The following is a 20,742-nucleotide window of genomic DNA, read 5'->3' on the forward strand; positions in this document are numbered from 1 at the left end:
CCGTTATCATATTCATTAAAGGAAAGCGAAGATCGGACCGATGGATTTGACTGCCATATACCAGGTCAGTACACAGGTAATGGCGCCGATCAGCAGCAGCCAGCGTGAATAATGGTGGCCGCCCATCAGGTCGCTGCGTCGCCAGCCGACGTACATGAACAGCGTCAGCCCGATGGGCAGAATCAGCCCGTTGAATCCGCCGGCGAACACCAGCAGCGCCGCCGGCGGCGTGCCGAGCAGCAGATAAACCAGCAGGGAAAACGTGATAAAGATCACCGTCGCCTGATTGCGTCCCCGTTCGGTGATTTTGGGTTTGAATACGGTAACAAATGAGATTGAGGTGTAGGCGGCGCCGATGACGCTGGTGATGCCTGCGGCCCACAGGATCAGGCCGAACGCGCGCAGACCGAATTCGCCGGCCGCGGCTTGGAATGCCTGAGCGGCCGGGTTGGCGCCCTGGCCGGAGGTATCGATGATCACGCCGCTGGCCACCACGCCGAGAATGGCGAGGAACAGAATATAGCGCATTACCCCGGTCACCATGATGCCGTGCAGCGCGGCTTTGGATACTTCGTTGATATGCTCCGCGCCGGTGGCGCCTTTATCCAGCAGTCGGTGGGCGCCGGCATAGGTGATATAGCCGCCGACCGTGCCGCCGACGATCGTGGTGATCGTGGCGAAGTTGACGTGATCCGGCCAGACGGTTTGGCGCAGCGCCTCGCCCAGCGGCGGGTTGGAGGCGAAGGCGACGAACAGCGTCAAACCGATCATCAGCAGTCCGAGCACGATCATAATACGGTCGACCGCGACGCCGGCGCGGCGTGAGATAAAGATGCCGATGGCGATAATGGCGCTCAACGCGCCGCCCCATTTCGGCGGCAGGCCGAGCATGGCGTCCAGCCCGAGGCCGGCGCCGGCGATATTGCCGATATTGAACACCAGACCGCCGAAAATCACCAGCACCGCCAGCAGGTAACCGCTGCCTGGCAGCGTAGCGTTGGCGATATCGGAAGCGCGCATGCCGGTCAGCGTCACGATGCGCCAGACATTTAGCTGGACGACGAAGTCGATCAGAATTGAGGCGAGGATACCGAAGGCGAATGCGGCGCCCATGTTGGCGGTAAAGGTGGCGGTCTGCGTGATGAATCCGGGGCCGATGGCCGAGGTGGCCATCAGAAATATCGCCGCGATTAGCGAAGCTCGGCGCTTTTTAGCGAAATCGCTGGTTACCTGGGTTGACATAATGCGCACTCCTGGTGGGGATGTTTAACGATAAAAAATGCAATAGCTGTGCCAGAGTAGGGTGACTGGAGGTAAGTTGTTGGCTTATATGAATTGTTTTGTTCAACAATAATGCCCGGACGGGCGATGGATTGACCCCATACCGTTCATTGTAGTCGCATAATGCACTTTCGTGGTGCATTCGCGGCATCGGCAACGGGCCGGTACACCATTTGCTTGACGGGTGATGAGTAACTCGGAGATGATCGCAGCCACCGGCAGGACGTTCGCCGCGCCGGATTGCAGGCAATGGATGGATGATGAAGAAAGAATTACCTGAGGATACCCGCCCGTTGGGGGAAAAAGTGACGCAGGAAATCCGGCGTATGCTGGTTGAGGGCGAACTTCAGCCCGGTCAGCGGCTGTCGGAAGCGGCGCTGAGCGACGATTTGGCGATTTCGCGCAACACGCTGCGCGAGGCCTTTCGCGTCCTGACCCAGGAAGGGCTGCTGCGTCATGAGCCGAATCGCGGCGTCTTCGTCGCGACGCCCAGCATGGCGTCCATTATCGATATCTATCGCGTCAGACGCTTTATCGAATGTCAGGCGCTGGCGCAAGCCTGGCCCGGTCATCCGGCCATTCAGCATATCGCCGAGGCCATCGCCGCCGCCCGCAACTGCCGGGAGGCGCAGGACTGGCTTGGCGTGGGTACCGCCAATATGACGTTCCATGCCGCGGTTGTCGAATTGGCCGACAGCGAGCGGCTGAATACCTTTTTTGGCCATCTGCTGGCCGAATTGCGTCTGGCGTTCGGTCTGCTGCGCGACGCCGAATTCCTGCATGCGCCCTATATCGATATGAACGACCAAATTCTACAGTTGATCGAATCCGGTCAAGGACAGCAAGCGGCGCAGGCGATGGAAAACTATCTGGTGCAGTCGGAGCGCACCTTGCTGGCCGCCTGGGCGCGGGGAATGAAATAGCGTTGCGGAAAAATTAACAAACATCCGAACGCGAACATCGCTGCGCCAAATAGCAATATATGGTTATTTGGCGATGAACAATGTGGGCAAGTCGGGGGAGCATGGCTAAAGCCAGCGCTGCCGCCCGTCTTTATGAAAAACGACAATCACAGCGGCAGAGCAGAATTTACTTACGTCTCTAATAAAATTTTAAAGTCTTCCCCTTAACATTCTTTGTTTTAGTTCCCATGCCGCCGTTCTATTACTATCCCATGTGTTATATTTACTTAAATCCGAATATTTAATGATATTAAACTCTGTGTGCTCATCACTAAGGTTTATTGTTGAATTTGCAGATAGCCTCACGGCAAAGGCATATTCAGTAACGGTATAAAAATCATCATTCCACGCCTCATCACTTCTGAAATAGCAGCGAGGAATAGAACACACAGATTCAAGCTGGGTAAAGCTTGAATCTTTAAGTATGACCCCTAACTCTTCAGATGACTCACGAATTGCAGCGCTTAATATAGTTTCATTTTCCTCTACTCCTCCTGCAACCCATTGCCAATAATCCATATCTCTTCGTTTCAGTATATATAAATACAACTCATTCTTATCAATTGAATAAGGAACGATTAATACCTGTTTTGGCTCACGCATAAATATATTTACCTTTATGATTAAAAAATGGCTGTCATTGCACTTTGCTGCGATTTGATTTTTTTTATAATTGTTCTTAGCAGGATTAATCCGCTCAACCTGGCGGCAGAGGATAATGCATTATATCCTGTTTTGCGCGAGGGCACACATCGGACGGCAGCGTGGCTCGTCTGTCCGATAAAATGGAGAAAGGAAATTCCCTACGACCCAACCGCCGTCGTCTGTTTTGCTTCTTCTATTATCCATTGAGCAAACACTTGTATTGGCTTCCCGCTTAATCCGAGCGGCTCAGGCAGGATGAGGCAGAATGTTTTGGCGATGGTTTTTCCCTCTGGCCACGGCGCAACCAACCGGCCTTGCGCAAGTTCGGTTTCAACGTAGAGGCACGGCACTAACGCCACGCCAAGGCCGGCCAGTGCCGCTTCGATCAACATGGCATGAAGATCGTAGCGCGCGCCAATCGCAGGATTGGTCAGCGAGATCCCCGTCTCCTGGGCGTAGCGTTGCCAGGCTTCAGGGTTCTGTCGTCGATGCAGGCGCGGCAGCGTATCTAATGTGTTTATCCCTTCGCCGTCGCTGACAAGATCAGGATGGCAAACCGGAACCAGCACTTCATTCAGCAGGGGATGCGTCCGCATTCCCGTCCAGGCCGGATGTTCGAAATGGATTGCCGCATCGAATCCGCTTTCGGCCAGCACGAAGGGTTCCATGCGCTCGGCGAGATGCACCGTGATGTTCGGATGCTTATGCCGGAATCGTGACAGGCGAGGAATGAGCCAGCGCAGCGCGAAAGTCGGGATGGCGGCAATGTCCAGGTTCGCGCCATCGCTCGGCTGCCCCATCAGGTACTGACTGTCCCGATCCAGTCGATCAAGCATTTCACGAACTTGCCCCGCATAGCGCTCCCCGTTAGGCAGGAGCCGGACGCGATTTCCGATTCGCTCGAACAGCATAACGCCGAGCAATGCTTCCAGACGGCCAATCTGACGGCTGATAGCGCCTTCGGTTAGAGACAGTTCATTCGCGGCGCGAGCGAAACTGCCATGACGAGCCGCGGCCTCGAATGCCATCAGTGAAGTATTGCTGGGGATCTTCCGGCGCATGGGCGCTCCTGATACGGATTTGGATATCCGACTTAGCTTGATATTTTGTCACTGAAGCATACCGAAAAATCGATTTCTATGCGCGTTTAGCGCTCATACCATGATATGACATCAACAAAGGCGTCCGGACGCGCAAGCATAGGGTCGCCTGATTATCGGGAAGAAATAGGGCGATGAATAACATGAAATTTTCAGTCCAGCAGATTGGCGCGTTTTCGATCACGGCGATCGATGATGGATACCTCTCTGCCAGTCTGGATTTGCTCTCCAATATTGATCCGACGGATGCGTCCGAGTTACAGCAAGGCGCGGGTGTAAACGATCCCTCTTCTATTCACATCAATTGCTACCTGGTGCGCGGCCATGGCCGCACGATTCTGATTGACGCAGGGGCAGGGGGATTTAAACAGTGGGGCGGCAAGCTACAAGCAAATCTCGCGCTTGCCGGCGTACGCCCCTCCGACATTGACACGATTCTTCTGACGCACGCGCATCCCGACCATATCGGGGGGCTGCTTGATTCGTCAGGAAAAGCGGCCTTCCCCGATTCAGAGTTAGTCGTCCACCAGCGGGAGGTTTCTTTCTGGCAGGATGACGGTAATCTCAGCCGGGCGAGTGAGCGCGCTCGCGGAAACTTTCTGTTTGCCCGCAATGTGTTCGATAAGTATCGGGATAAGATACGCACGTTTACTGATAACGAAGTCCTTCCCGGCGTCAGTGCGGTTCCCCTGCCGGGGCATACCGCAGGGCATTCGGGTTATCGCCTCGAGTCCGATAATCGTAGCCTGCTGATTTGGGGGGATATCGTTCATTTACCTCAAGTTCAGATTGCTCGTCCCGACGTATCGATCGCATTTGACCAAGACCCGACGCTTGCCGCCGATACTCGTTCAAAATTATTGGATATCGTCAGCGCGGACCAGACTCTTATCGCTGGCATGCACCTTGGCGAACTCGGATTCGCACGTATCGAGAGGGCAGGTAAGGCCTATAAAATAGCTGACGAAAATTGAGCGCTACAGGATTTGAATTAGCCCCGTATCATCTAGTGGCCCCCAAACCTTTCTGGCTGATTTTTGCGGATGATTAGCTGCATAAGGTCATGGATTCTATCCGGTTTGAGTGAGGGGAAAATATGGCTTATGGGTTGACCCAGTTTTCTACCCGTAGTCCAGGCACGCGTTCAAACTCGCGAATATTATTTGTAACCAGTATCAAGCCTGCTGAACGAGCGTGTCCTGCCAGCATGGCATCATACGGACCGATGGGCGTTCCTTTTTTTGCCAGTTCTGCGCGAATCTGGCCAGTATGAACGGCAGCCTCAACGCCATAGGTTTGTACTTCCAGACGCGCAGAAAAACCTTCAATCACTGCCAGATTCTTTTCCGGATTAACCGATTTCTCCGCGCCATAGATTAGTTCCATCAGCGTGATAGAACTGATCGCAAATTGCCCATAATAGCGTTGGAAAGCGTCCCTGACTTCCTGCGGTTTGTTCTTTATGGTGTAAATACAGATATTGGTATCAAGCAGATATTTAAGCATCAGAAATCTTCCCTGATTTGTTCATCAGGTTGTTCCCTGCTACTCATGAAATCAGATGTTACCTCAGCCCCATCAAACCAACTATCCCAGCTTTCGCCTGCGGGAGTGATAATACGCGTGCGGCCAATAGCGACGATGTCGACATGTTTCACATCATCAGGCAGTGCAACGGCTTTAGGGAGTCGTACCGCCTGGCTGCGATTGCTTTTGAATACCGTTGTTTTCTCCATGGTAACCTCCGTGGATAAATTTTGTTCTATCACTAGCATAAAACGTTATTGGGATATGTCAATGGGATATACGAAGGTTGTATCGTTGGCCTTAATCACCTTGCCGCCAACATCCACGGAGTTTCCATTGCAACTCCCTGTATCGATTTGATATGCGTTGCGGTGGGTTGACCTCGATGGATCTAATTGACAGAAAATTCTTGTGATATCAATGGATATAACGGGGTTTGATTGAATTCGGTAACCCTACAGGATTCGAACATATAATCTATTACATTGAATTTAAATGGATAAATTGTGTTCGATAAATTTTATACCAACATTTATACCAACATATTGTTTTGCGTTGAATTTAAGATATTGAGAGAGTAAACCGGCATCGCCTGGGTATTAGTGATCGTCTCTGGTTTGTTCTTCAGGTAGATCGCATTCCGGCATGAAGTCCAGTGTTACATTTTGACCGTTAAACCAGCTATCCCAATTCTCCCGATTTTGAATATTATTTTCTGGTGTATCAGATGTCGATACGGATGAACCTAGATATTTGGCAATCCACTCCATAGCCTGCCTCCATTGATTGATGGGGACGTTAGTTTTGATTTTCCATGCGTTTGGGCAGTGATGTAGTGCCAGCAGAAATGTCACCTGAACCAGGAAATTGTAAGGGTGACCGTATGTATGGCATGAATAGCGATCTATTGTGCGGCGTAAACGGTGCAACACGAATGGTTCACCTGCCAACTGCAAAGCACTACATCCATTAAAAGCAATCACGCCAAGACCAATTAAGCTGTCATCGTACCGTAGAGGCGTATTCCCTGACATTTCGCAGATTGTCAGATTATGGTATCCGGTAGTTTCCGGCTTTTGGCGAATAAGATGGTGGGCTTGTGTGACATCACGACAAAGTAGAAGCCAGTTTTCTTGTAGTGCATCGGTAATATGTTGAACATGGTAAAGCCCACCTTCAACAGAAAGTGACGTATTCATTAAGTAGTTTCCTGAAAAATAAGAGGGAAGGGGAAAAGAACCGTATCGTTTGTGGCTTGTAGAGAATCACCTCGACGCCAACATCCCCGGATAATGTTTTGCGATAATGTCGTTCATCTGATCGATCAGGTCGGGACGTTTAAAGGTAAGATGCCCTGTGCCTTTCTGAAAATAACGAATGCTGAAGAACTCATCTTCGTAAGCCTGTTGATGCGGATTATCGCGGATATGATCCATGAGCCGAATGGTGATATCGGCACGGTTATCGGGAATAGGTTTGCCATCCAGCAGATACAGAATACGCTCCAGATCGGCCAGTTGATCGCGTCGCCAGCCCCAGTTTAAGCCAAAGCCCCAACGGTGATGCTCCACCAGATTGCTGATAATGATTTTCTTGCCAAAGTAACAGGGATGGTTGGTTTTGTAGTCCCATGATAACCCTTTGAACACGTTAATCACCCCGCGCTCGAACACCTCCTGCTTGCTCTGGTGAAGCTGTTCAAAGGTAGTCAGGATATTTTCTTCACTGATCGGCGGCAGTTCGCCCTCGTCCAGATTCTTGTGCCACTGGCTGCGGGCTTCGGCGTCCATCAGCGACAGCATGCCGGACTTGAGCATCAGGTCGCGCCAGATATTGCGATCCAGCGTGCGGGTGATGGCCTGAATCGCCTTGTCCGGCGATTCCGTCAGCCAGCAGTCATAACGATGTCCCTGCTTCAGCGCCCAGTCTTCAACGTTGCCGCCGCCGATGGTGGCCGTAAGCTGGGAAATCGCCTGTAACTGATGAATAAGCTGTTCTATCTGTTGCAGGGCAGCGTCACGCCCGGCGACGATGCGCTCAATGCTGGTCGAGCACATCAGATCGGTGTGTTCGGTTAATACCTCGGGTTCAGTTTGCATAGTTTGTATTCCGTACATAAAAGCAAACGCGCCTGCCGGAAGTGGCAGGCGCATTATGCAACGGGGAAGGGAAGAAGAAAGTTCAGGCAGGCAATTCAGAAAAGCGGCTCGCAATCTTTAGCAGCTTGCATTAACCCCGTGGCGCGTCTGGCACGGAGAATATCCACCGCCGTAATAAACGGCGACTGCTCCAGCCAGGAGAAACCTCGTCTGTCGGTGCGCCCCAACTCATATTTTTCCACCATAAAGTTCAGGGCATCGGACAGCGAGATACCGGCGTCGATATGCTCCTGGATCACTTTTTCTTCACAGAACGGCGTGTCGTTAAGCGTCAGCCCGTAGTGTTTTTCCAGCAGATAGCTCAATAACCGCTGCCAGATGTTAACCGGCGGCAATACGCTATTACCCGGCACGCCGGGTACCGGTATGGAGTTGTCAGACATGATTTTTCCTTATATAGGAGAGATAAAACAGGGGGGAATGTTGGTGAAAAGTATCGTGACGTTACAGCCAGCCGCGTTCGGCAAACGACACCACATCGGTGCCGCCGATCACCAGATGGTCAAGTACCCGCACGTCAAGCTGTGACAGCGCCTCTTTCAGCCTGTCGGTAATATGCCGATCGGCCTGACTGGGTTCGGCGTAGCCGGACGGATGGTTATGCGCCACGATCACTGCGGCGGCATTATGGTGCAATGCCGACTTGAGGATTTCGCGCGGATGCACTTCGGTATTATTGATGGTGCCCAGCGCGGTGATCTCCTTTGCTATCAGGCGATGCTGGTTATCCAGATACAACACCATAAACACTTCACGCTCCAGACCGCTGAGCTCCAGCATCAGCCAGTTTTTGGTGTCGTCTGACGTTCTGAACTGACGCGCATTTTTACGCACGCGCTTTTCCAGCAGGGAGAGCGCCTGACGGATAATGCGCTGTTCTCTGGACGCAACGCGGTCTGCCAATTGACTATATGACATGGATGATTCCTTGATTAGGTGATGGATACAGAGCGAAAAAGCAGGAGAAAAGCCGGATTCAGGATGCCAGTTGCAGCATATTTTCAGCCAGTACCCACAGCGCCCGGTTGAGTTTGATATCGCCATCAATACCTTTTACCGCACGGGTTATGGCGCGTTTGCCTTGCGTCGTCCGGCCTGTTAATCCGCCTTTTATCAAATTTTCCTGAATACGCTGATATGTGGTCCACAGATCATTATGCTCATCCTGCCAGCGTCGGGGAGCCAGAATCTGCGCTTCCGTCACCGGATGATGCTTTTCGCCAAAGCGGTACGTCAATGCCGTTTTTGCCAGCGCCTGCTGCGCCGGTGGCGGCAATATCAACGACTGCATGGCGTCACGCTTTTCGTCGATACGCTCAAAGGTATCCAGCACCTCGTAAGCGCCTTCAATTACCCTGCCGGCCACATCGCCTTTATGCGGCACACGAACTTCGCCGAAGGACTCACCGCAAATCAAACCATTCTGACAAACCGATCTGAATAATCCCGGCAACATCTGGTAACTGCTTGAGCCGTCATGACTGTTCAGCAAAATGATTTCCGGCACCTGCTGGCCGGTTATCTGCCCTTCACGGCGCAGACGCAACATGTGCTTGGTGTGCCCGCGTTTTTTCGGATCACGGACACGAGTTTGACAGGCAAAGAATGGCTGAAACCCCTCGTGTTGCAGGTTATTTAGTAACGTAATCGTGGGAATATAAGTGTACCGTTCACTGCGAGATCCGTGCTTGTCCTCACTGAATACACTGGGGACATAGCGGGCCAGTTCATCGTGCGTCAGTGGTCGGTCGCGTCGGATCAAATTTACTGCGCCGAAGCGGGAAGCCAAATGGGGCATAACGTCCTCCTGCCCGTACCGGAAAAATATTCCCGGCACGGAGCGATTAATAAAATGAAAGAGAGTATGGAGAGATAATAAAAATCAGGACGGAAAGATGGCACGTAGAATAAAATCCATCAGAGCGCCGGTCAGGACACTCATCAATAAAAAAGCAGCCTCGCGGGCTGCTTCGATCTCTTCTTCACTACAACAGGCCTGCTGGAAGCGCTCGGTCACAAAACGTTGCGCCTGGATACTGGAGCACCAGGCAACTACATTTCCCAGCGCCGTAACCAGCATTTTTACAAATGCCATAAAACTACTCCTCAACCGGAAATCGTCATCCGGATATCAGATGAATCAGAGTGTTTGGATATATCAGGAAAGGATTTCACTCATTTATCTGGCGCGATTACATACATAAAGGCTATTCGTCAAAAGTGAATGTCCATCCGCCTTTATCGGTTAACACTTCAACCTCCGAGGCAATGCAATTATTGTAAAATGGCACCTTGACGGATTCGCCATAGCGGAGAGTCGCCGGGATAATCGTCTCTTTATTACTAGAGCCAAAGTATTTCAGGTTTCCAATACGGCAGTTACCCCGGTTAACGCTGATATTATTAATGCGGATCGTATCAGTTCTGGCTGTTACAACGACATTAACATAACGGGTTCCCGCCGGATGAATATTGTTATAGGCCATTAATTTTATTGGCACTGACGTTTCAGTCGCCGTCGCCATTCCGGTCACTAACATTGATAAAACGGGTAATAACCATTTTGCATGATTCATACCTCACTCCTTTTTCCGATATAAAAACAATATAATGTTTTATTTAAAAAATTAATGCGCCAAGAGAAAATCAAAAGCACCTATAGACTGTACAATACAGAAGTACCGAAATGATAAGTGTTATTTTGTTTCCATGAAGTACTTCCAAAGATAGATAGTGATTACAAATTAGATATTTAAGTTTTACATGGAAAAACAAAAAAACTTATTGCAATTGCCATCAGAAAGGTAATATATATTTATTATTTCGATGAATCCTTTAATTGTTGATAAAGGACACTTATTAATTTATCCAAAACGTCATCCGAACTGATGCCTAACTTTTTAGAAATAAAAGAGATCATTTCTTCACTGGATTCATCAAGGTGAAAGTTATTTTTTTTGATGTATTTTTTTTGTTATTGTTTTATTTTTATAATTCTTCTTCTGTGACCATGCTTTTCTCATGTTTTGAACAAGGTTTTTAAAAAAATTCAAGTTTGAACTTTCTATATAAAGATGAGAATTTAAAGCCAACTTATTATCTAAACTATTTACTGGAATAAACCCTCTACCTTTTACCATCCCTTTCTTTTGAAGATAGCCAAGAAAAAATAAGACCGCATTATCGTCTCTCATCAAAATATCTTTATTTATTACCAAGGAACAGTTCTCTTTGTTTTTATTGTATCTCTCACAGATCTCTTTAAAAATATTTTCAGCATCCTTTACGTGCATAGGTAAAGAACTAAAAAATCTCTCAATGACCATGTATCTATCATTATGAACAGGTGAGGAAAAGAATATATCCAGCACATCAACTACATATTTATTATAATATTCATTAGGGAGTATGGTATAAAAAACATCGTTCTTTTTAGAATGAAATGCATCACCCCATGACAAATTAATCACGGAAACCCAGAAATAATAACATGCCTCTTTATCTTTTTTTAACCAAAAGAGATTTTTTACAGAAAAATTTTTATCTTCTGCCTCAGAAATAACTTTCTTTAAAAAAACAAAAGATTCATTTTCGTATTTTTTGTAGAGATGATTAGAAACATCATTAGCCATAACAATTCGGTTATCAATCACACCATAACCAACATTATAACTCTGCTTTATATTTAAGATTAAGGATATTTTCCTGATAATTAAAATATCGCAATCCAAAACTATTTTTTTAAAACCTCGATTCTATTCTCATCAGTGTCACAAAGCGTAAATGAAGCTAAGTAGTCCATCTTTCTTTTTATTTCTTTATTTTCTTTTCTATTCATACCGATTTTCATCCCAACTTTTAAATAAAAATACACTTTACATAAAAAATATGTTTTTTCATAGAAAAAATACTGTTTTTTTTGATAAAAAAGTAAGATTTTTTAAGGATAAAACATAGATAAAGCTAGCAAAAAATAACAATTAAATCAATATGTTAAATTTAATTTCAATGGCTATATTGCTATTATTGTCATTTCTATTAACCATTTGGCATCTAAAAATGGCAATCAATGACCTTGACTTTGGTCTAACATAGGGTAGAAGGTATAGCATACACGCAGTAGTGAGCATTTGGAGAACGGTGCATAAGTAGAACAGTAAGCAAAACCATCCTAATGAATGAATTATTCTTTAGTGAATTTTCATTTATTTTTATTAACTAACAAAGGCATTAGACATGTATTTTTTTGTATGTAACCTCACATGGAAACCAGGCATTTATGATATACATCATATCTGATTATACTTATCGCATATCATCGCCTTGTAACTATAAACATATGTATCACGTTAAAACATTAACTCCGGAGTAAGAAGCTCAGAATCATTAATATAACAAACAGTACAGACACAATATAATCATGCTATTTATTCAACATTTCATGTCGGATTGGTTAATATATATAAGTAAGAAAAGGCCATTCAATAGATGAATTTGTGGCTTAGATATATGAAGTGTTTCAAGAGGACAATATCATTAAAAATGTTTAGCGAAGGCCATAACCAGTAAAACTTATCCTTCCTCATTATTTTTTACCTCTTTTCCTCTGGATATGCATAACACCCCAGAGGAAATTATCAATGAGAAACTCAAGTCAAGGTTATAATGCAACCTATTTAAAACGCATTGAAGAAACTCTTGGAAAAGCACTACATGAACATCCCAGAACATTAGCGGTACGTGTGGATTTACGTTTATCGGATAACCCTGCTGCTACTGATTCGGCGGTAATATCCCGATTTACAGATTCACTAAAAACCAGGATTGAATCATATATCAATAACCAACGACGATTAGGAAAACGAGCGCATCCTTGTACGCTACGTTATGTCTGGGTCAGAGAATTTAACCGGGAAGAAACCAAAAAGCATTACCACGCCATATTACTGTTCAATAAAGATACTTGGTGCTCTTTAGGTGATTATCAGGTTACGAAAGGTTCTCTGGCTGCCTTAATAAAACAGGCATGGTGTAGCGCTCTGCATTTAGATCATCCACAATATGCCACGCTGGCACATTTCCCCGAGAATCCCTGCTATTGGCTGGAAAGAAACAGCCCCCATTTTTTCCAGCAGTCCATGCGGCTAAAATCACGAACCAACTATTTAGCCAAAGAGCGCACGAAACAATACGGTGATGGCGAACGTTCATTTGGCTGTAGCCAATATTAACAGATTGACCGATATATGGATGGTGTGGAGGAGACCACTACTCCCTGCCATTCGTATTATCGGCCAATTAAATTTTACAATCTTTTTTTATCTCCTGACGGAGTATGTCACCTGCGCGTTTAGCCCATGGTGACCGACTCCTTATTCCAATTGAAATACAGGAGATTGTCATGATGAACACATCAATGAATGTACTTGATGACCGAATGGTTGATATGGCCTTTATTACCCAGTTCACAGGCCTGACGGATAAATGGTTCTACAAGTTAATTCAGGACGGTGCATTTCCTAAACCAATAAAAATGGGCAGAAGCTCGCGCTGGCTAAAAAGCGAAGTAGAGAACTGGGTACTTTTTCGTATTTCTGAATCCCGAAAATAATGACTTCAATATTCATCACCATCTTTATTTTTCCTCACCACGTTACGCGGTACTGATAGCCATCAGTCAATTGTCCGGCTATCCGAATACAGCCAGGCACAGCGATTGCGCTAAATTATTCCCGGCTACGAATCATCTTTACGCGCCTGGAATCAGCAATGCTGAACATACATATACAGTCCCGCCTGTTTCCACAAGCAGACCGTTGTTCCTTTTATCTATTTTAGTTACTGCCTCATCTATCATGGCATTGCCTTTCAACGCCTTACCAGAACAACTAACAATGCATATTCGATCGGAATTAACGATTAATAACAAATAATTGATTTGTAAAAGCGATCATAGTTTTCTCGTCAATTCGCCGATATATAAGGATGGTCTACCTCAAAGCTAAAACATCATCTGCACTTCTGGATAAACAAGCTTATGTCGTCCGTAGCGATGATTGCCGGTAAAGCATAAAAAATCCCAAAAAGCGACACAGAATGTCGCGTGATGGCTGGAGAATGCTGCTCAAGACGTTTCCCTGCTGACATTAAGGAGTTCTATATGAAAGAGCTTATCTATTTTGCAACCGGTTTGCTGATTGGTGCCTGGATGATGAAAAACAGCTATGCCACCGATGAATTAAAAAAAGAACTGATACGCGAACGTACCCGCAATAGTTCTGCGAATACGGCCAAAGCCGCGTGAATATGCGGCAAGTATCATCAATTGATTGAGTATAGCGCTATGTCCGATCCCAAAGACAGACTATTTAGGCACCTGGCGATCTTGCGCCTGATACCTCGCGAACCGAGGTATCTTTTGACTACCGAGTTGCTACAAAAACTTAAAGATCTGAAGTTTGAGATCGATTTACGTACCTTGCAGCGAGATCTAGGCGGACGGCTTAGCCTGGATTTCCCCTTGCTTTGTGATGAGAGGACGCGTCCATTCCGTTGGAGTTTCCGCCAGGACACGCCTCGGTTCGATTTTCCCGTGCTAGATACCCCTACTGTACTGGCTTTCGTTTTTGCTGAAAATTATCTGGAAAAGTTGTTGCCACCCAGCGTACTCCGTCTGCTGGAACCTTATTTTTCAATGGCGCGGCAGCAATTACAGGGACAGCAAACACACTGGGCAGAACGCGTGCGCGCATTACCTAATGGCAAAACGTTGTATCCCGCAGAAGTAGATGTGGATATTTGGGAACAGGTTTCCACCGCGCTGATGGAAAAGCGCCAGTTACAGATTCTTTATCTTAGCCGTAGTAAAGGCGAGTCCAAAAGCTTACGTGTCCACCCTGTCGGATTGGTGGCTCGCCATTCAATAAGTTATCTGGTCGGCACCGTTGATGGTTATAACGATTTACGTCAGTTTGCCCTGCACCGCATCCAACAGGCAGATACGCTGGACGAGTCAGCCTGTGAACCGGACGGTTTTGATATTGACAGCTATATCGAGTCCGGTGCTTTTGCCTCGCGGCAGAGTGAACGAGAGGTGGAGTTGATTGCCGATGTTCATCCGCAGACCGCCTGGCTGCTGCGTGAAACACCACTTAGCTATCAGCAAAGTCTGGAGGCACTGCCGGGCAGCGATTGGTATCGACTGCGAGCCCTCGTACCGCTGGATCAGGAAACGCTGTGGTGGATCTTCGGACTGAACGAGAACATCCGGGTATATGAGCCTGGGGTTTGGGTGGAGGAGATTAAGGAGAAGATGGAGAGAATGAGACAGATGTATGAAAAACAGGCATACGGTTCATTAGCAAGATAATAAGCAAACGCATCTATTCGAGGTCTTTTATGAAAAACAATGATCACGACACGCCATTCTCCTTCAGGGCCGACGAAAGCCATCATCGTAAGGACGAAATACAGCAGGATAAGTTTCGCACGGCAACCGCGCTGGCAAGTGATGAAGTAGTGCAGCGTTTTGGCAGCGCCAGCGCCGAATATCTGAAAGGGTATCGCGGCGTCGATAACGAAACAGGCCAACGGTTTGCCAAAGGTCTGGCTGATGTGGCGAAACACAAAGTTAATCCCGACTATGCAGCACAAAATATAAAGCAACAGGCGGGTTTCTCCGCAGAAATCGCCGCGACCAGCCGCGATAATGCAGAGGCGATTATCAGCCGTAATCCCACTCGTACCGTTCGCAGCGATGATCTGCCTGAGTATGGCAAAAACCATAACGTCGTGGATCGCGTGCAGATCCTCGATGGCGATATTATCGGCGGTTCACAAAGCCAGATGAAATTTGTCGGCGACCGGAATCAACTCTTCAATAAAATCGCAAAAGAAGACGGCAAATTTGCACGCTATCGCGGAGTCAAACTTGAGCTACCGTCAGAACAATTTGAAGGTGCGGAGACGTTTTGCCGTCAGAAATCCCAGGAGCTTCGCAATCAGGCCGATAAAGTTGAAACACTGGGCAAACAGGATGTTGCCGATAAGCTGCGCCGTGAAGCAGATAACTACGATCAGCTCGCCGACAATGTATCTGACAGCGGCCTGACTACCGAACAGGCAATTTATTACCGTGAGCATCCCAAACGGGCTACCGCAATAGATATTGCGCGTACCAGCAACCGTGCCGGTATTGAAGGCGCCAAATACGGTGCTGCGATTGGCGGAGCGATCTCGTTATTAACCAACGTGTTTAACGTAGTTCAGCAGGACAAAGCGCTGGGTGACGCAGTGCAGGATATTGCCGCCGATACAGCCAAAGCGGCGGCGCTGGGCTACGGAACCGCCTTCGCGGGTTCCGCCATCAAAGCGGGTCTGCAACAATCCGGAAAACAAACATTACGCGCCATCGCTGGCACCAGTGTCCCGGCACTGGCCGTCAATATTTGCTTGTCTCTGGGCAGTTCTATCAAACGCTACGTCAATGACGAAATCAGCGAAGCTGAATTCCTGAACGAAGTTGGAGAAAAAGGCGCGGGCATGCTGTCCAGCGGCATGATGGCTGCGTTTGGGCAGGTCGCTATTCCTATCCCTGTTGTCGGTGCGGTTATCGGCGGCATGATTGGCTACACACTTTCTTCCATGTTCTATCAAAGCGCGTTGGAAGCTACGCGGGGTGCAGCCCTTTCACATGAAAGATTACAACATATCAGTGTCATCCAAACGGTTGCACGTGCTCGCATAGCGAAAGAACAGGCCATGCTGGACGATTTTACCCATCGGGAAATACCGCAATTACGTAGAGAAACAGAACTTCTGTTTAAAGCCGTTGCAAATAGCCCTCATGACATTGATAGCCTGACTTCTGCCATCAATGACTATGCCACGCTGTTAGGCAAAAAATTGCAATTCCAGACGATGTCGGAGTTCGAGGAATTTATGGACTCTGACCAACCTTTAACGCTGTGAGAAAAAAATCAGGATACTTATGCTTATCAAACTGTTGCCGAATGATGAAAAAGCGCTTCTTCTTGACCTCGCCAGACTATTGGCGCTTTGCGATAAACCTCTACTGTGGGACGGGAAAACCAAGGATGAACTGACGTCGGATTCCGATCTTAATGCTCTGTCCATTCAGCAAGGCGAGCAGGAAAACGAACTACTGTCCGAGTTGGAACAATCCGTCAAAACACCCGCACTGTCGATAATTGGCATATCTGCGACGTTATGGGAATGGGAGACGTCAATCGAAAGTAAGCTCACGGAAAAACTGAAAGCTTTCCCGCTTACCAAAATAGATGCGGCGGAAAGCCGCGTGCAGGCCGCCACTGCGGTTTTAAAAACGTTACTTGAAGAAAAGCGAGCCGATTTACCTACCATCCCTAAAATTATTCTTTTCCAACTGATTCTTATTGCGCTTCGCGACGGCAATATTTCCAACATTGAATGGTCGCTGCTTAAGGAAATTCAACTGCATTATCAACTACAGGATTTTATCTTTAAGGATCTATTGGATCGCGCTGAAGTATTGAACAATGAAATAAGTAAAACAATTGCCCTCGTTCTTGAATAAAGGAGATATGACATGCCCATTCCAATTATTATCGGCGCCGTTGCCGCAGCAGCAGGTATTTATGGTATTGCTAAAGGCGTTAGCGGCGCTATAGATCAAAGTAACGCTACAGACATTAATGAAAGCGCTCAGAGTATGGTGGACAGCATCAATCAGGAAATTGATAACAGCCGTAAAGCGACAAATAACACTATCGAAGATTATGGTCAGCGCAAATTGCGGGCATTTAACGGCGTGGTTAGCGACTTTATCGAAACCTTCGGCCGCCTGAAGAATGTCAATCTGGTCGAAAGCCCGGAACTGGAAAAACTGAATGCGGGCGATTTTACAACAACGACCCTCACAGGTTTGCAGCAAAACTATCAGATGCTCAAAGATGCCGGTCTGGGCCTTGGCGCTGGCATGAGCAGCGGCGCAGCGCTGGCTTTCGGCGCCTACAATGGCACAATGCTGCTGGCCACGGCCGGCACCGGCACCGCAATATCGACCCTTTCGGGCGTTGCGGCGACCAATGCTACCCTGGCATGGTTAGGCGGCGGCACTCTGGCCGCCGGTGGTTATGGCATGGCGGGCGGCATGATGGTGCTGGGAGGGATTGTCGCCGGTCCGGCGCTGGCTATTTTCGGCCATATTATGGGAAATAAAGGTGAAGAAGCGCTGAACAACGCACGCAGCAACATGGAGCAGGCAAAAACCATTTGCGATCAGGGCAAGCTGATGCTGGAAAAACTCCAGTGCATCGAACAAATCACGGTGTTGGCAAACAAAACCTTCTCCCATACCAGTGGACGCCTGCGCGGTGCAGTGCGTGGAATAAAGGAATCAATTGAAAAACATGGCGAAAACTTCGCATCCTTCCCTCAGGAAAGCAAGGAAACCGTTTTCCTCTCCGTCAAATATGCACAGTTACTTAAAGCCTTGATCGACACGCCTATCCTCGATCAAGACGGTAATCTGGTGTTATCTACGGAAAAGCGCATCCTGGATATTTCAGCTGTTGCCGATGGCAAAAAATCTGCGCTGGACACACCGGCCGCCTGATCCTGACAAAAGGCTCGCGGTAACAGGCGAGCCTGACTTCTGGAAGATATGACGCACTGTAACGAAAACGCCTCTCCCTTTCCCTGCACCCAATGTGGGCTATGCTGCCAACGCGTTAATCTGGCACAGGAAACCCGCTATCTTGACCGGGGAGACGGCACCTGCCGGCATTACGATGCGGCCAGTAAAGGATGCAGCATTTACCACGAGCGTCCGGATATTTGCCGAGTGGACTTGCAATACCGACTCAACTACGCCCGCTTTTACTCGTGGGAAGAGTTTGTTGCATTGAACCTGACGGTTTGCCAGCAATTGAATGACGGAGATATCTAAGCCGCTATAAATAATGTAGCGCTGAATACTATCAGAATGAAAGTTTTCGGATAAAGCGATACAGAATGTCGTCTAAAGGCTGGAATATATCTCATTCAAAATGTCACAACCGACAGAATGGAAAGGAGAACAAAATGGCAGGTTTATTCAAAGTCCCCGCATTCACTGCGCTGATAACGCTGGTCACCATCGGAAATGCCCATGCGATAGAAATCTGGCATACCGATACCGTTTGGGCGGGTCAGGGAGCATGTAGCGCACAATTCACGCTGGATAACGGCGGAGTGTTTGGTGAGCCGGTAGGGAAATTAGAAATCTCTGTTGATGTGCTGGATAAGAGCGGAAAGGTGCAGCAAAAGGATACGCTGAACGTAGAGCCATTTGGTGATTCGGACGCTACCCGCTATCAAACCGCACTACTGGAAGGTGAAAATTACTGTGAAAGTGATTTGACCATCAATATCACCAAAGTGGCTGAAATCGTCGGGAGCGAAAAGAAAATCCTTCCAGTCTCTGAGTTCACCACGCGGAAATTTAAGCCATATACCGTCCTGATCGACGGTAAGCAAGCAACCCTGTAAATTTCCGAGGCTCGTTATGGTTTCTCTTAACAACAATTATTTAACGATTCTGAATCAGCAGAGTAAAACGACCTCGAAACTGGGGCAGGCGATTGAGCGACTTTCCTCCGGGCTGCGTATCAATAGCGCGAAGGACGGCGCGGCCAGTCAGGCCACCGCCAACCGGATGACCGCGAATTTGAACGCTAACAGTACGATCGCCAAAGGCGTTCAAGATGGCTTCAGCCTGATGCAAACCGCCGAGGGTGGGCTCGATGAAATCAATAATCTGCTGCAAAGGGCGCGTACGCTAGCCGTTCAGGCGGCAAACGGCACATTATCCGATTCCGACCGGGAGAGCCTGAACAACGAATATCTGCAAATTGTTGACGAAATAGATAACATCGCGTCCACAACAGAGATATTCGGTCAATATCCGCTTGCCTCTGCTGAAACTACCCAACCGGTTAATTTAGGCGACACGGAATCCATTAGTGCAAAATTTCTAGTAGAGGGGCAGACGTATACCTTTACCTCAGGAATAGTTTCTCTGGCCTTTATTCCTGCGGGCGCGAAGAACATTACCATCACCGTGGATGGTCTCGCCGGCCCGGAAGACGATATTCAGTTGTTTACACGTGATGGTACCCATCTGACCGGCACACCAGTAGAAGGCATCGATGCCGATATCGTCTGGGCAAAAAATGGTATCACGAATGTTGATTCCATGAACGCATCCGTAATAACCGAATCTAACGGCTTTCTACCTGACGCTGAGTATTCGGCAGATTCTCTGTTGGAAGTGGATAATTACGATACCAGCATCGGCACCCAATTGAGTTACAACGGGATGACCATCACCTATAGCGGTGATGAGGATCGTTTCGAGGATGATACAACCGGTGGGTATAACGACGGTAATATTCCTAGCAGTGAAAATACGATAGAAACGCTGAATATTGATGTTGTGACTGAGGACCTGATTATCATGGTGGTGGGGTCAGGTATATTCACTGCCAGCGCGAGCTGGGACGAACTGCCGATGCCAACGGAAGAAATCGATACGGGAACGCCAGCCAGCCAGACCACGACAATTATCGTCAGCGCAAATTATGGCAGCGATGTGCATGCCATCACCATCGACCCGACGCCTGCCGATAGCGAAACGTTAGGATTAACTGGTGCTTCACTGCTTTCCGCTGAAAGCGCGGGAGCAGCAATAACCACATTCGATCAGGCTCTGGAAACGATAAACAGTTATCGCAGTCAATACGGTAGCTTGACGAATCGTTTTGAATCGATAACCTCCCAGCTTTCCCAGGGATTTATTGTTATTTCTGACGCTCGCTCTCGTATTACTGATGCCGATTATGCTGTCGAAGTATCAGAAATGACGAAAGTACAGATCCTGCAACAGACAACCACTTCTATGCTGGCGCAGGCCAATCAGCAATCGGAAATTGTGCTGACGCTATTGCAAGGATAATGGTGAATTGATCTGGTGAAAAAATACGTTACAAGTCATTGAAATAGATTAACCTCCAGCTCAAATATGAGCTA

25 protein-coding genes are annotated in these 20,742 nt (G+C 47.8%); 12 read left to right on the forward strand and 13 right to left on the reverse strand.

Annotated elements, in window-relative coordinates:
* Positions 1 to 15 precede the first annotated feature (15 nt).
* Positions 16 to 1,242: an NRAMP family divalent metal transporter gene (locus tag ABRZ28_RS21605; RefSeq protein WP_319605867.1), complete on the reverse strand. Its 1,227-nt coding sequence runs from the start codon at positions 1,240 to 1,242 to the stop codon at positions 16 to 18.
* A gap of 299 nt (positions 1,243 to 1,541) precedes the next feature.
* Here ABRZ28_RS21605 and ABRZ28_RS21610 point away from each other — a divergent pair, with 299 nt between their 5' ends.
* Positions 1,542 to 2,204 carry a GntR family transcriptional regulator gene (locus ABRZ28_RS21610; RefSeq protein WP_330521539.1) on the forward strand — a complete coding sequence of 221 codons (663 nt, stop codon included), beginning with the start codon at positions 1,542 to 1,544 and terminating at the stop codon, positions 2,202 to 2,204.
* Positions 2,205 to 2,393: 189 nt separating this feature from the next.
* Here the strand turns inward: ABRZ28_RS21610 and ABRZ28_RS21615 are convergent, their stop codons facing one another.
* Both ABRZ28_RS21615 and ABRZ28_RS21620 read right to left on the reverse strand, forming a co-directional pair.
* Positions 2,394 to 2,846, reverse strand: coding sequence for an NUDIX hydrolase (locus ABRZ28_RS21615; RefSeq protein ID WP_330521512.1), 453 nt, complete (start codon positions 2,844 to 2,846; stop codon positions 2,394 to 2,396).
* Between the two features lie 200 nt (positions 2,847 to 3,046).
* Positions 3,047 to 3,949 carry a LysR substrate-binding domain-containing protein gene (locus tag ABRZ28_RS21620; RefSeq protein WP_330521513.1) on the reverse strand — a complete coding sequence of 301 codons (903 nt, stop codon included), beginning with the start codon at positions 3,947 to 3,949 and terminating at the stop codon, positions 3,047 to 3,049.
* Between the two features lie 173 nt (positions 3,950 to 4,122).
* On the opposite strand from ABRZ28_RS21620, the gene ABRZ28_RS21625 reads away from it, so the two are divergent.
* Positions 4,123 to 4,962: an MBL fold metallo-hydrolase gene (locus ABRZ28_RS21625; protein ID WP_330521514.1), complete on the forward strand. Its 840-nt coding sequence runs from the start codon at positions 4,123 to 4,125 to the stop codon at positions 4,960 to 4,962.
* Between the two features lie 127 nt (positions 4,963 to 5,089).
* On the opposite strand, the gene vapC is transcribed toward ABRZ28_RS21625, so the two are convergent.
* From vapC to ABRZ28_RS21675, 10 genes are all read right to left on the reverse strand, one after another.
* Positions 5,090 to 5,494 carry a type II toxin-antitoxin system tRNA(fMet)-specific endonuclease VapC gene (gene vapC / locus ABRZ28_RS21630; protein ID WP_330521515.1) on the reverse strand — a complete coding sequence of 135 codons (405 nt, stop codon included), beginning with the start codon at positions 5,492 to 5,494 and terminating at the stop codon, positions 5,090 to 5,092.
* Positions 5,494 to 5,724, reverse strand: a complete 231-nt coding sequence (gene vapB / locus ABRZ28_RS21635; protein ID WP_330521516.1) for a type II toxin-antitoxin system VapB family antitoxin — start codon at positions 5,722 to 5,724, stop codon at positions 5,494 to 5,496. The genes vapC and vapB overlap by 1 nt, the downstream gene beginning before the upstream one ends.
* Before the next feature lie 390 nt (positions 5,725 to 6,114).
* Positions 6,115 to 6,714, reverse strand: a complete 600-nt coding sequence (locus ABRZ28_RS21640) for an AbrB/MazE/SpoVT family DNA-binding domain-containing protein (RefSeq protein ID WP_136165037.1) — start codon at positions 6,712 to 6,714, stop codon at positions 6,115 to 6,117.
* A 66-nt stretch (positions 6,715 to 6,780) separates the two neighbouring features.
* Positions 6,781 to 7,614 carry a DUF4942 domain-containing protein gene (locus tag ABRZ28_RS21645; RefSeq protein WP_136165038.1) on the reverse strand — a complete coding sequence of 278 codons (834 nt, stop codon included), beginning with the start codon at positions 7,612 to 7,614 and terminating at the stop codon, positions 6,781 to 6,783.
* 95 nt (positions 7,615 to 7,709) lie between these two features.
* On the reverse strand, positions 7,710 to 8,057 hold the full coding sequence (locus tag ABRZ28_RS21650) for a TA system toxin CbtA family protein (protein ID WP_330521517.1): 348 nt from the start codon (positions 8,055 to 8,057) through the stop codon (positions 7,710 to 7,712).
* Positions 8,058 to 8,118: 61 nt separating this feature from the next.
* On the reverse strand, positions 8,119 to 8,592 hold the full coding sequence (radC, locus tag ABRZ28_RS21655) for a RadC family protein (protein WP_136165040.1): 474 nt from the start codon (positions 8,590 to 8,592) through the stop codon (positions 8,119 to 8,121).
* 58 nt (positions 8,593 to 8,650) lie between these two features.
* A complete protein-coding gene (locus ABRZ28_RS21660) occupies positions 8,651 to 9,472 on the reverse strand; it encodes a DUF932 domain-containing protein (protein WP_330521519.1) in 822 nt (273 codons plus the stop codon).
* An 84-nt stretch (positions 9,473 to 9,556) separates the two neighbouring features.
* A complete protein-coding gene (locus ABRZ28_RS21665; RefSeq protein WP_136165042.1) occupies positions 9,557 to 9,769 on the reverse strand; it encodes a hypothetical protein in 213 nt (70 codons plus the stop codon).
* 112 nt (positions 9,770 to 9,881) lie between these two features.
* Positions 9,882 to 10,250: a hypothetical protein gene (locus tag ABRZ28_RS21670; protein ID WP_151243101.1), complete on the reverse strand. Its 369-nt coding sequence runs from the start codon at positions 10,248 to 10,250 to the stop codon at positions 9,882 to 9,884.
* 372 nt (positions 10,251 to 10,622) lie between these two features.
* Entirely contained in the window at positions 10,623 to 11,306 is a 684-nt protein-coding gene (locus ABRZ28_RS21675; RefSeq protein ID WP_330521522.1) for a hypothetical protein, read from the reverse strand.
* Positions 11,307 to 12,314: 1,008 nt separating this feature from the next.
* Between ABRZ28_RS21675 and ABRZ28_RS21680 the strand changes: the two genes are divergently transcribed.
* The 10 genes from ABRZ28_RS21680 (at position 12,315) to ABRZ28_RS21725 (ending at position 20,668) form a co-directional block, all read left to right on the forward strand.
* On the forward strand, positions 12,315 to 12,905 hold the full coding sequence (locus tag ABRZ28_RS21680) for an inovirus Gp2 family protein (protein ID WP_330521523.1): 591 nt from the start codon (positions 12,315 to 12,317) through the stop codon (positions 12,903 to 12,905).
* A 173-nt stretch (positions 12,906 to 13,078) separates the two neighbouring features.
* Entirely contained in the window at positions 13,079 to 13,285 is a 207-nt protein-coding gene (locus tag ABRZ28_RS21685; protein WP_136165127.1) for a helix-turn-helix transcriptional regulator, read from the forward strand.
* Positions 13,286 to 13,834: 549 nt separating this feature from the next.
* Entirely contained in the window at positions 13,835 to 13,978 is a 144-nt protein-coding gene (locus ABRZ28_RS21690) for a hypothetical protein (RefSeq protein WP_168197563.1), read from the forward strand.
* 39 nt (positions 13,979 to 14,017) lie between these two features.
* Complete coding sequence (locus ABRZ28_RS21695) at positions 14,018 to 15,043, forward strand: helix-turn-helix transcriptional regulator (RefSeq protein ID WP_330521524.1); 1,026 nt, start codon at positions 14,018 to 14,020, stop codon at positions 15,041 to 15,043.
* A 29-nt stretch (positions 15,044 to 15,072) separates the two neighbouring features.
* Positions 15,073 to 16,644: a hypothetical protein gene (locus tag ABRZ28_RS21700; protein WP_330521525.1), complete on the forward strand. Its 1,572-nt coding sequence runs from the start codon at positions 15,073 to 15,075 to the stop codon at positions 16,642 to 16,644.
* Between the two features lie 19 nt (positions 16,645 to 16,663).
* Positions 16,664 to 17,248, forward strand: coding sequence for a hypothetical protein (locus ABRZ28_RS21705; RefSeq protein WP_330521527.1), 585 nt, complete (start codon positions 16,664 to 16,666; stop codon positions 17,246 to 17,248).
* A gap of 12 nt (positions 17,249 to 17,260) precedes the next feature.
* Positions 17,261 to 18,289, forward strand: coding sequence for a hypothetical protein (locus ABRZ28_RS21710; protein ID WP_136165049.1), 1,029 nt, complete (start codon positions 17,261 to 17,263; stop codon positions 18,287 to 18,289).
* A 48-nt stretch (positions 18,290 to 18,337) separates the two neighbouring features.
* The gene (locus tag ABRZ28_RS21715) at positions 18,338 to 18,622 is read left to right on the forward strand and encodes a YkgJ family cysteine cluster protein (protein WP_330521528.1); all 285 of its coding nucleotides are present in this window, start codon (positions 18,338 to 18,340) and stop codon (positions 18,620 to 18,622) included.
* 134 nt (positions 18,623 to 18,756) lie between these two features.
* Complete coding sequence (locus ABRZ28_RS21720; protein ID WP_330521529.1) at positions 18,757 to 19,203, forward strand: IrmA family protein; 447 nt, start codon at positions 18,757 to 18,759, stop codon at positions 19,201 to 19,203.
* A gap of 16 nt (positions 19,204 to 19,219) precedes the next feature.
* Complete coding sequence (locus ABRZ28_RS21725) at positions 19,220 to 20,668, forward strand: flagellin N-terminal helical domain-containing protein (RefSeq protein ID WP_330521530.1); 1,449 nt, start codon at positions 19,220 to 19,222, stop codon at positions 20,666 to 20,668.
* Positions 20,669 to 20,742: the final 74 nt, after the last annotated feature.

This window comes from Brenneria sp. g21c3, from assembly GCF_040240345.1.
Lineage (GTDB): Bacteria > Pseudomonadota > Gammaproteobacteria > Enterobacterales > Enterobacteriaceae > Brenneria.

What these genes read in the sequence shown, in the direction of transcription:
- ABRZ28_RS21665 (WP_136165042.1), bottom strand. Translation starts at nt 9,769, where the DNA reads ATGGCATTTGTAAAAATGCTGGTTACGGCGCTGGGAAATGTAGTTGCC.
- ABRZ28_RS21710 (WP_136165049.1), top strand. Translation starts at nt 17,261, where the DNA reads ATGCCCATTCCAATTATTATCGGCGCCGTTGCCGCAGCAGCAGGTATT.
- ABRZ28_RS21725 (WP_330521530.1), top strand. Translation starts at nt 19,220, where the DNA reads ATGGTTTCTCTTAACAACAATTATTTAACGATTCTGAATCAGCAGAGT.
- vapB (WP_330521516.1), bottom strand. Translation starts at nt 5,724, where the DNA reads ATGGAGAAAACAACGGTATTCAAAAGCAATCGCAGCCAGGCGGTACGA.
- ABRZ28_RS21640 (WP_136165037.1), bottom strand. Translation starts at nt 6,714, where the DNA reads ATGAATACGTCACTTTCTGTTGAAGGTGGGCTTTACCATGTTCAACAT.
- ABRZ28_RS21715 (WP_330521528.1), top strand. Translation starts at nt 18,338, where the DNA reads ATGACGCACTGTAACGAAAACGCCTCTCCCTTTCCCTGCACCCAATGT.
- ABRZ28_RS21620 (WP_330521513.1), bottom strand. Translation starts at nt 3,949, where the DNA reads ATGCGCCGGAAGATCCCCAGCAATACTTCACTGATGGCATTCGAGGCC.
- ABRZ28_RS21700 (WP_330521525.1), top strand. Translation starts at nt 15,073, where the DNA reads ATGAAAAACAATGATCACGACACGCCATTCTCCTTCAGGGCCGACGAA.
- ABRZ28_RS21670 (WP_151243101.1), bottom strand. Translation starts at nt 10,250, where the DNA reads ATGAATCATGCAAAATGGTTATTACCCGTTTTATCAATGTTAGTGACC.
- ABRZ28_RS21615 (WP_330521512.1), bottom strand. Translation starts at nt 2,846, where the DNA reads ATGCGTGAGCCAAAACAGGTATTAATCGTTCCTTATTCAATTGATAAG.
- ABRZ28_RS21660 (WP_330521519.1), bottom strand. Translation starts at nt 9,472, where the DNA reads ATGCCCCATTTGGCTTCCCGCTTCGGCGCAGTAAATTTGATCCGACGC.
- vapC (WP_330521515.1), bottom strand. Translation starts at nt 5,494, where the DNA reads ATGCTTAAATATCTGCTTGATACCAATATCTGTATTTACACCATAAAG.
- ABRZ28_RS21605 (WP_319605867.1), bottom strand. Translation starts at nt 1,242, where the DNA reads ATGTCAACCCAGGTAACCAGCGATTTCGCTAAAAAGCGCCGAGCTTCG.
- ABRZ28_RS21650 (WP_330521517.1), bottom strand. Translation starts at nt 8,057, where the DNA reads ATGTCTGACAACTCCATACCGGTACCCGGCGTGCCGGGTAATAGCGTA.
- ABRZ28_RS21625 (WP_330521514.1), top strand. Translation starts at nt 4,123, where the DNA reads ATGAATAACATGAAATTTTCAGTCCAGCAGATTGGCGCGTTTTCGATC.
- ABRZ28_RS21610 (WP_330521539.1), top strand. Translation starts at nt 1,542, where the DNA reads ATGAAGAAAGAATTACCTGAGGATACCCGCCCGTTGGGGGAAAAAGTG.
- ABRZ28_RS21645 (WP_136165038.1), bottom strand. Translation starts at nt 7,614, where the DNA reads ATGCAAACTGAACCCGAGGTATTAACCGAACACACCGATCTGATGTGC.
- ABRZ28_RS21675 (WP_330521522.1), bottom strand. Translation starts at nt 11,306, where the DNA reads ATGGCTAATGATGTTTCTAATCATCTCTACAAAAAATACGAAAATGAA.
- radC (WP_136165040.1), bottom strand. Translation starts at nt 8,592, where the DNA reads ATGTCATATAGTCAATTGGCAGACCGCGTTGCGTCCAGAGAACAGCGC.
- ABRZ28_RS21690 (WP_168197563.1), top strand. Translation starts at nt 13,835, where the DNA reads ATGAAAGAGCTTATCTATTTTGCAACCGGTTTGCTGATTGGTGCCTGG.
- ABRZ28_RS21695 (WP_330521524.1), top strand. Translation starts at nt 14,018, where the DNA reads ATGTCCGATCCCAAAGACAGACTATTTAGGCACCTGGCGATCTTGCGC.
- ABRZ28_RS21680 (WP_330521523.1), top strand. Translation starts at nt 12,315, where the DNA reads ATGAGAAACTCAAGTCAAGGTTATAATGCAACCTATTTAAAACGCATT.
- ABRZ28_RS21685 (WP_136165127.1), top strand. Translation starts at nt 13,079, where the DNA reads ATGAACACATCAATGAATGTACTTGATGACCGAATGGTTGATATGGCC.
- ABRZ28_RS21720 (WP_330521529.1), top strand. Translation starts at nt 18,757, where the DNA reads ATGGCAGGTTTATTCAAAGTCCCCGCATTCACTGCGCTGATAACGCTG.
- ABRZ28_RS21705 (WP_330521527.1), top strand. Translation starts at nt 16,664, where the DNA reads ATGCTTATCAAACTGTTGCCGAATGATGAAAAAGCGCTTCTTCTTGAC.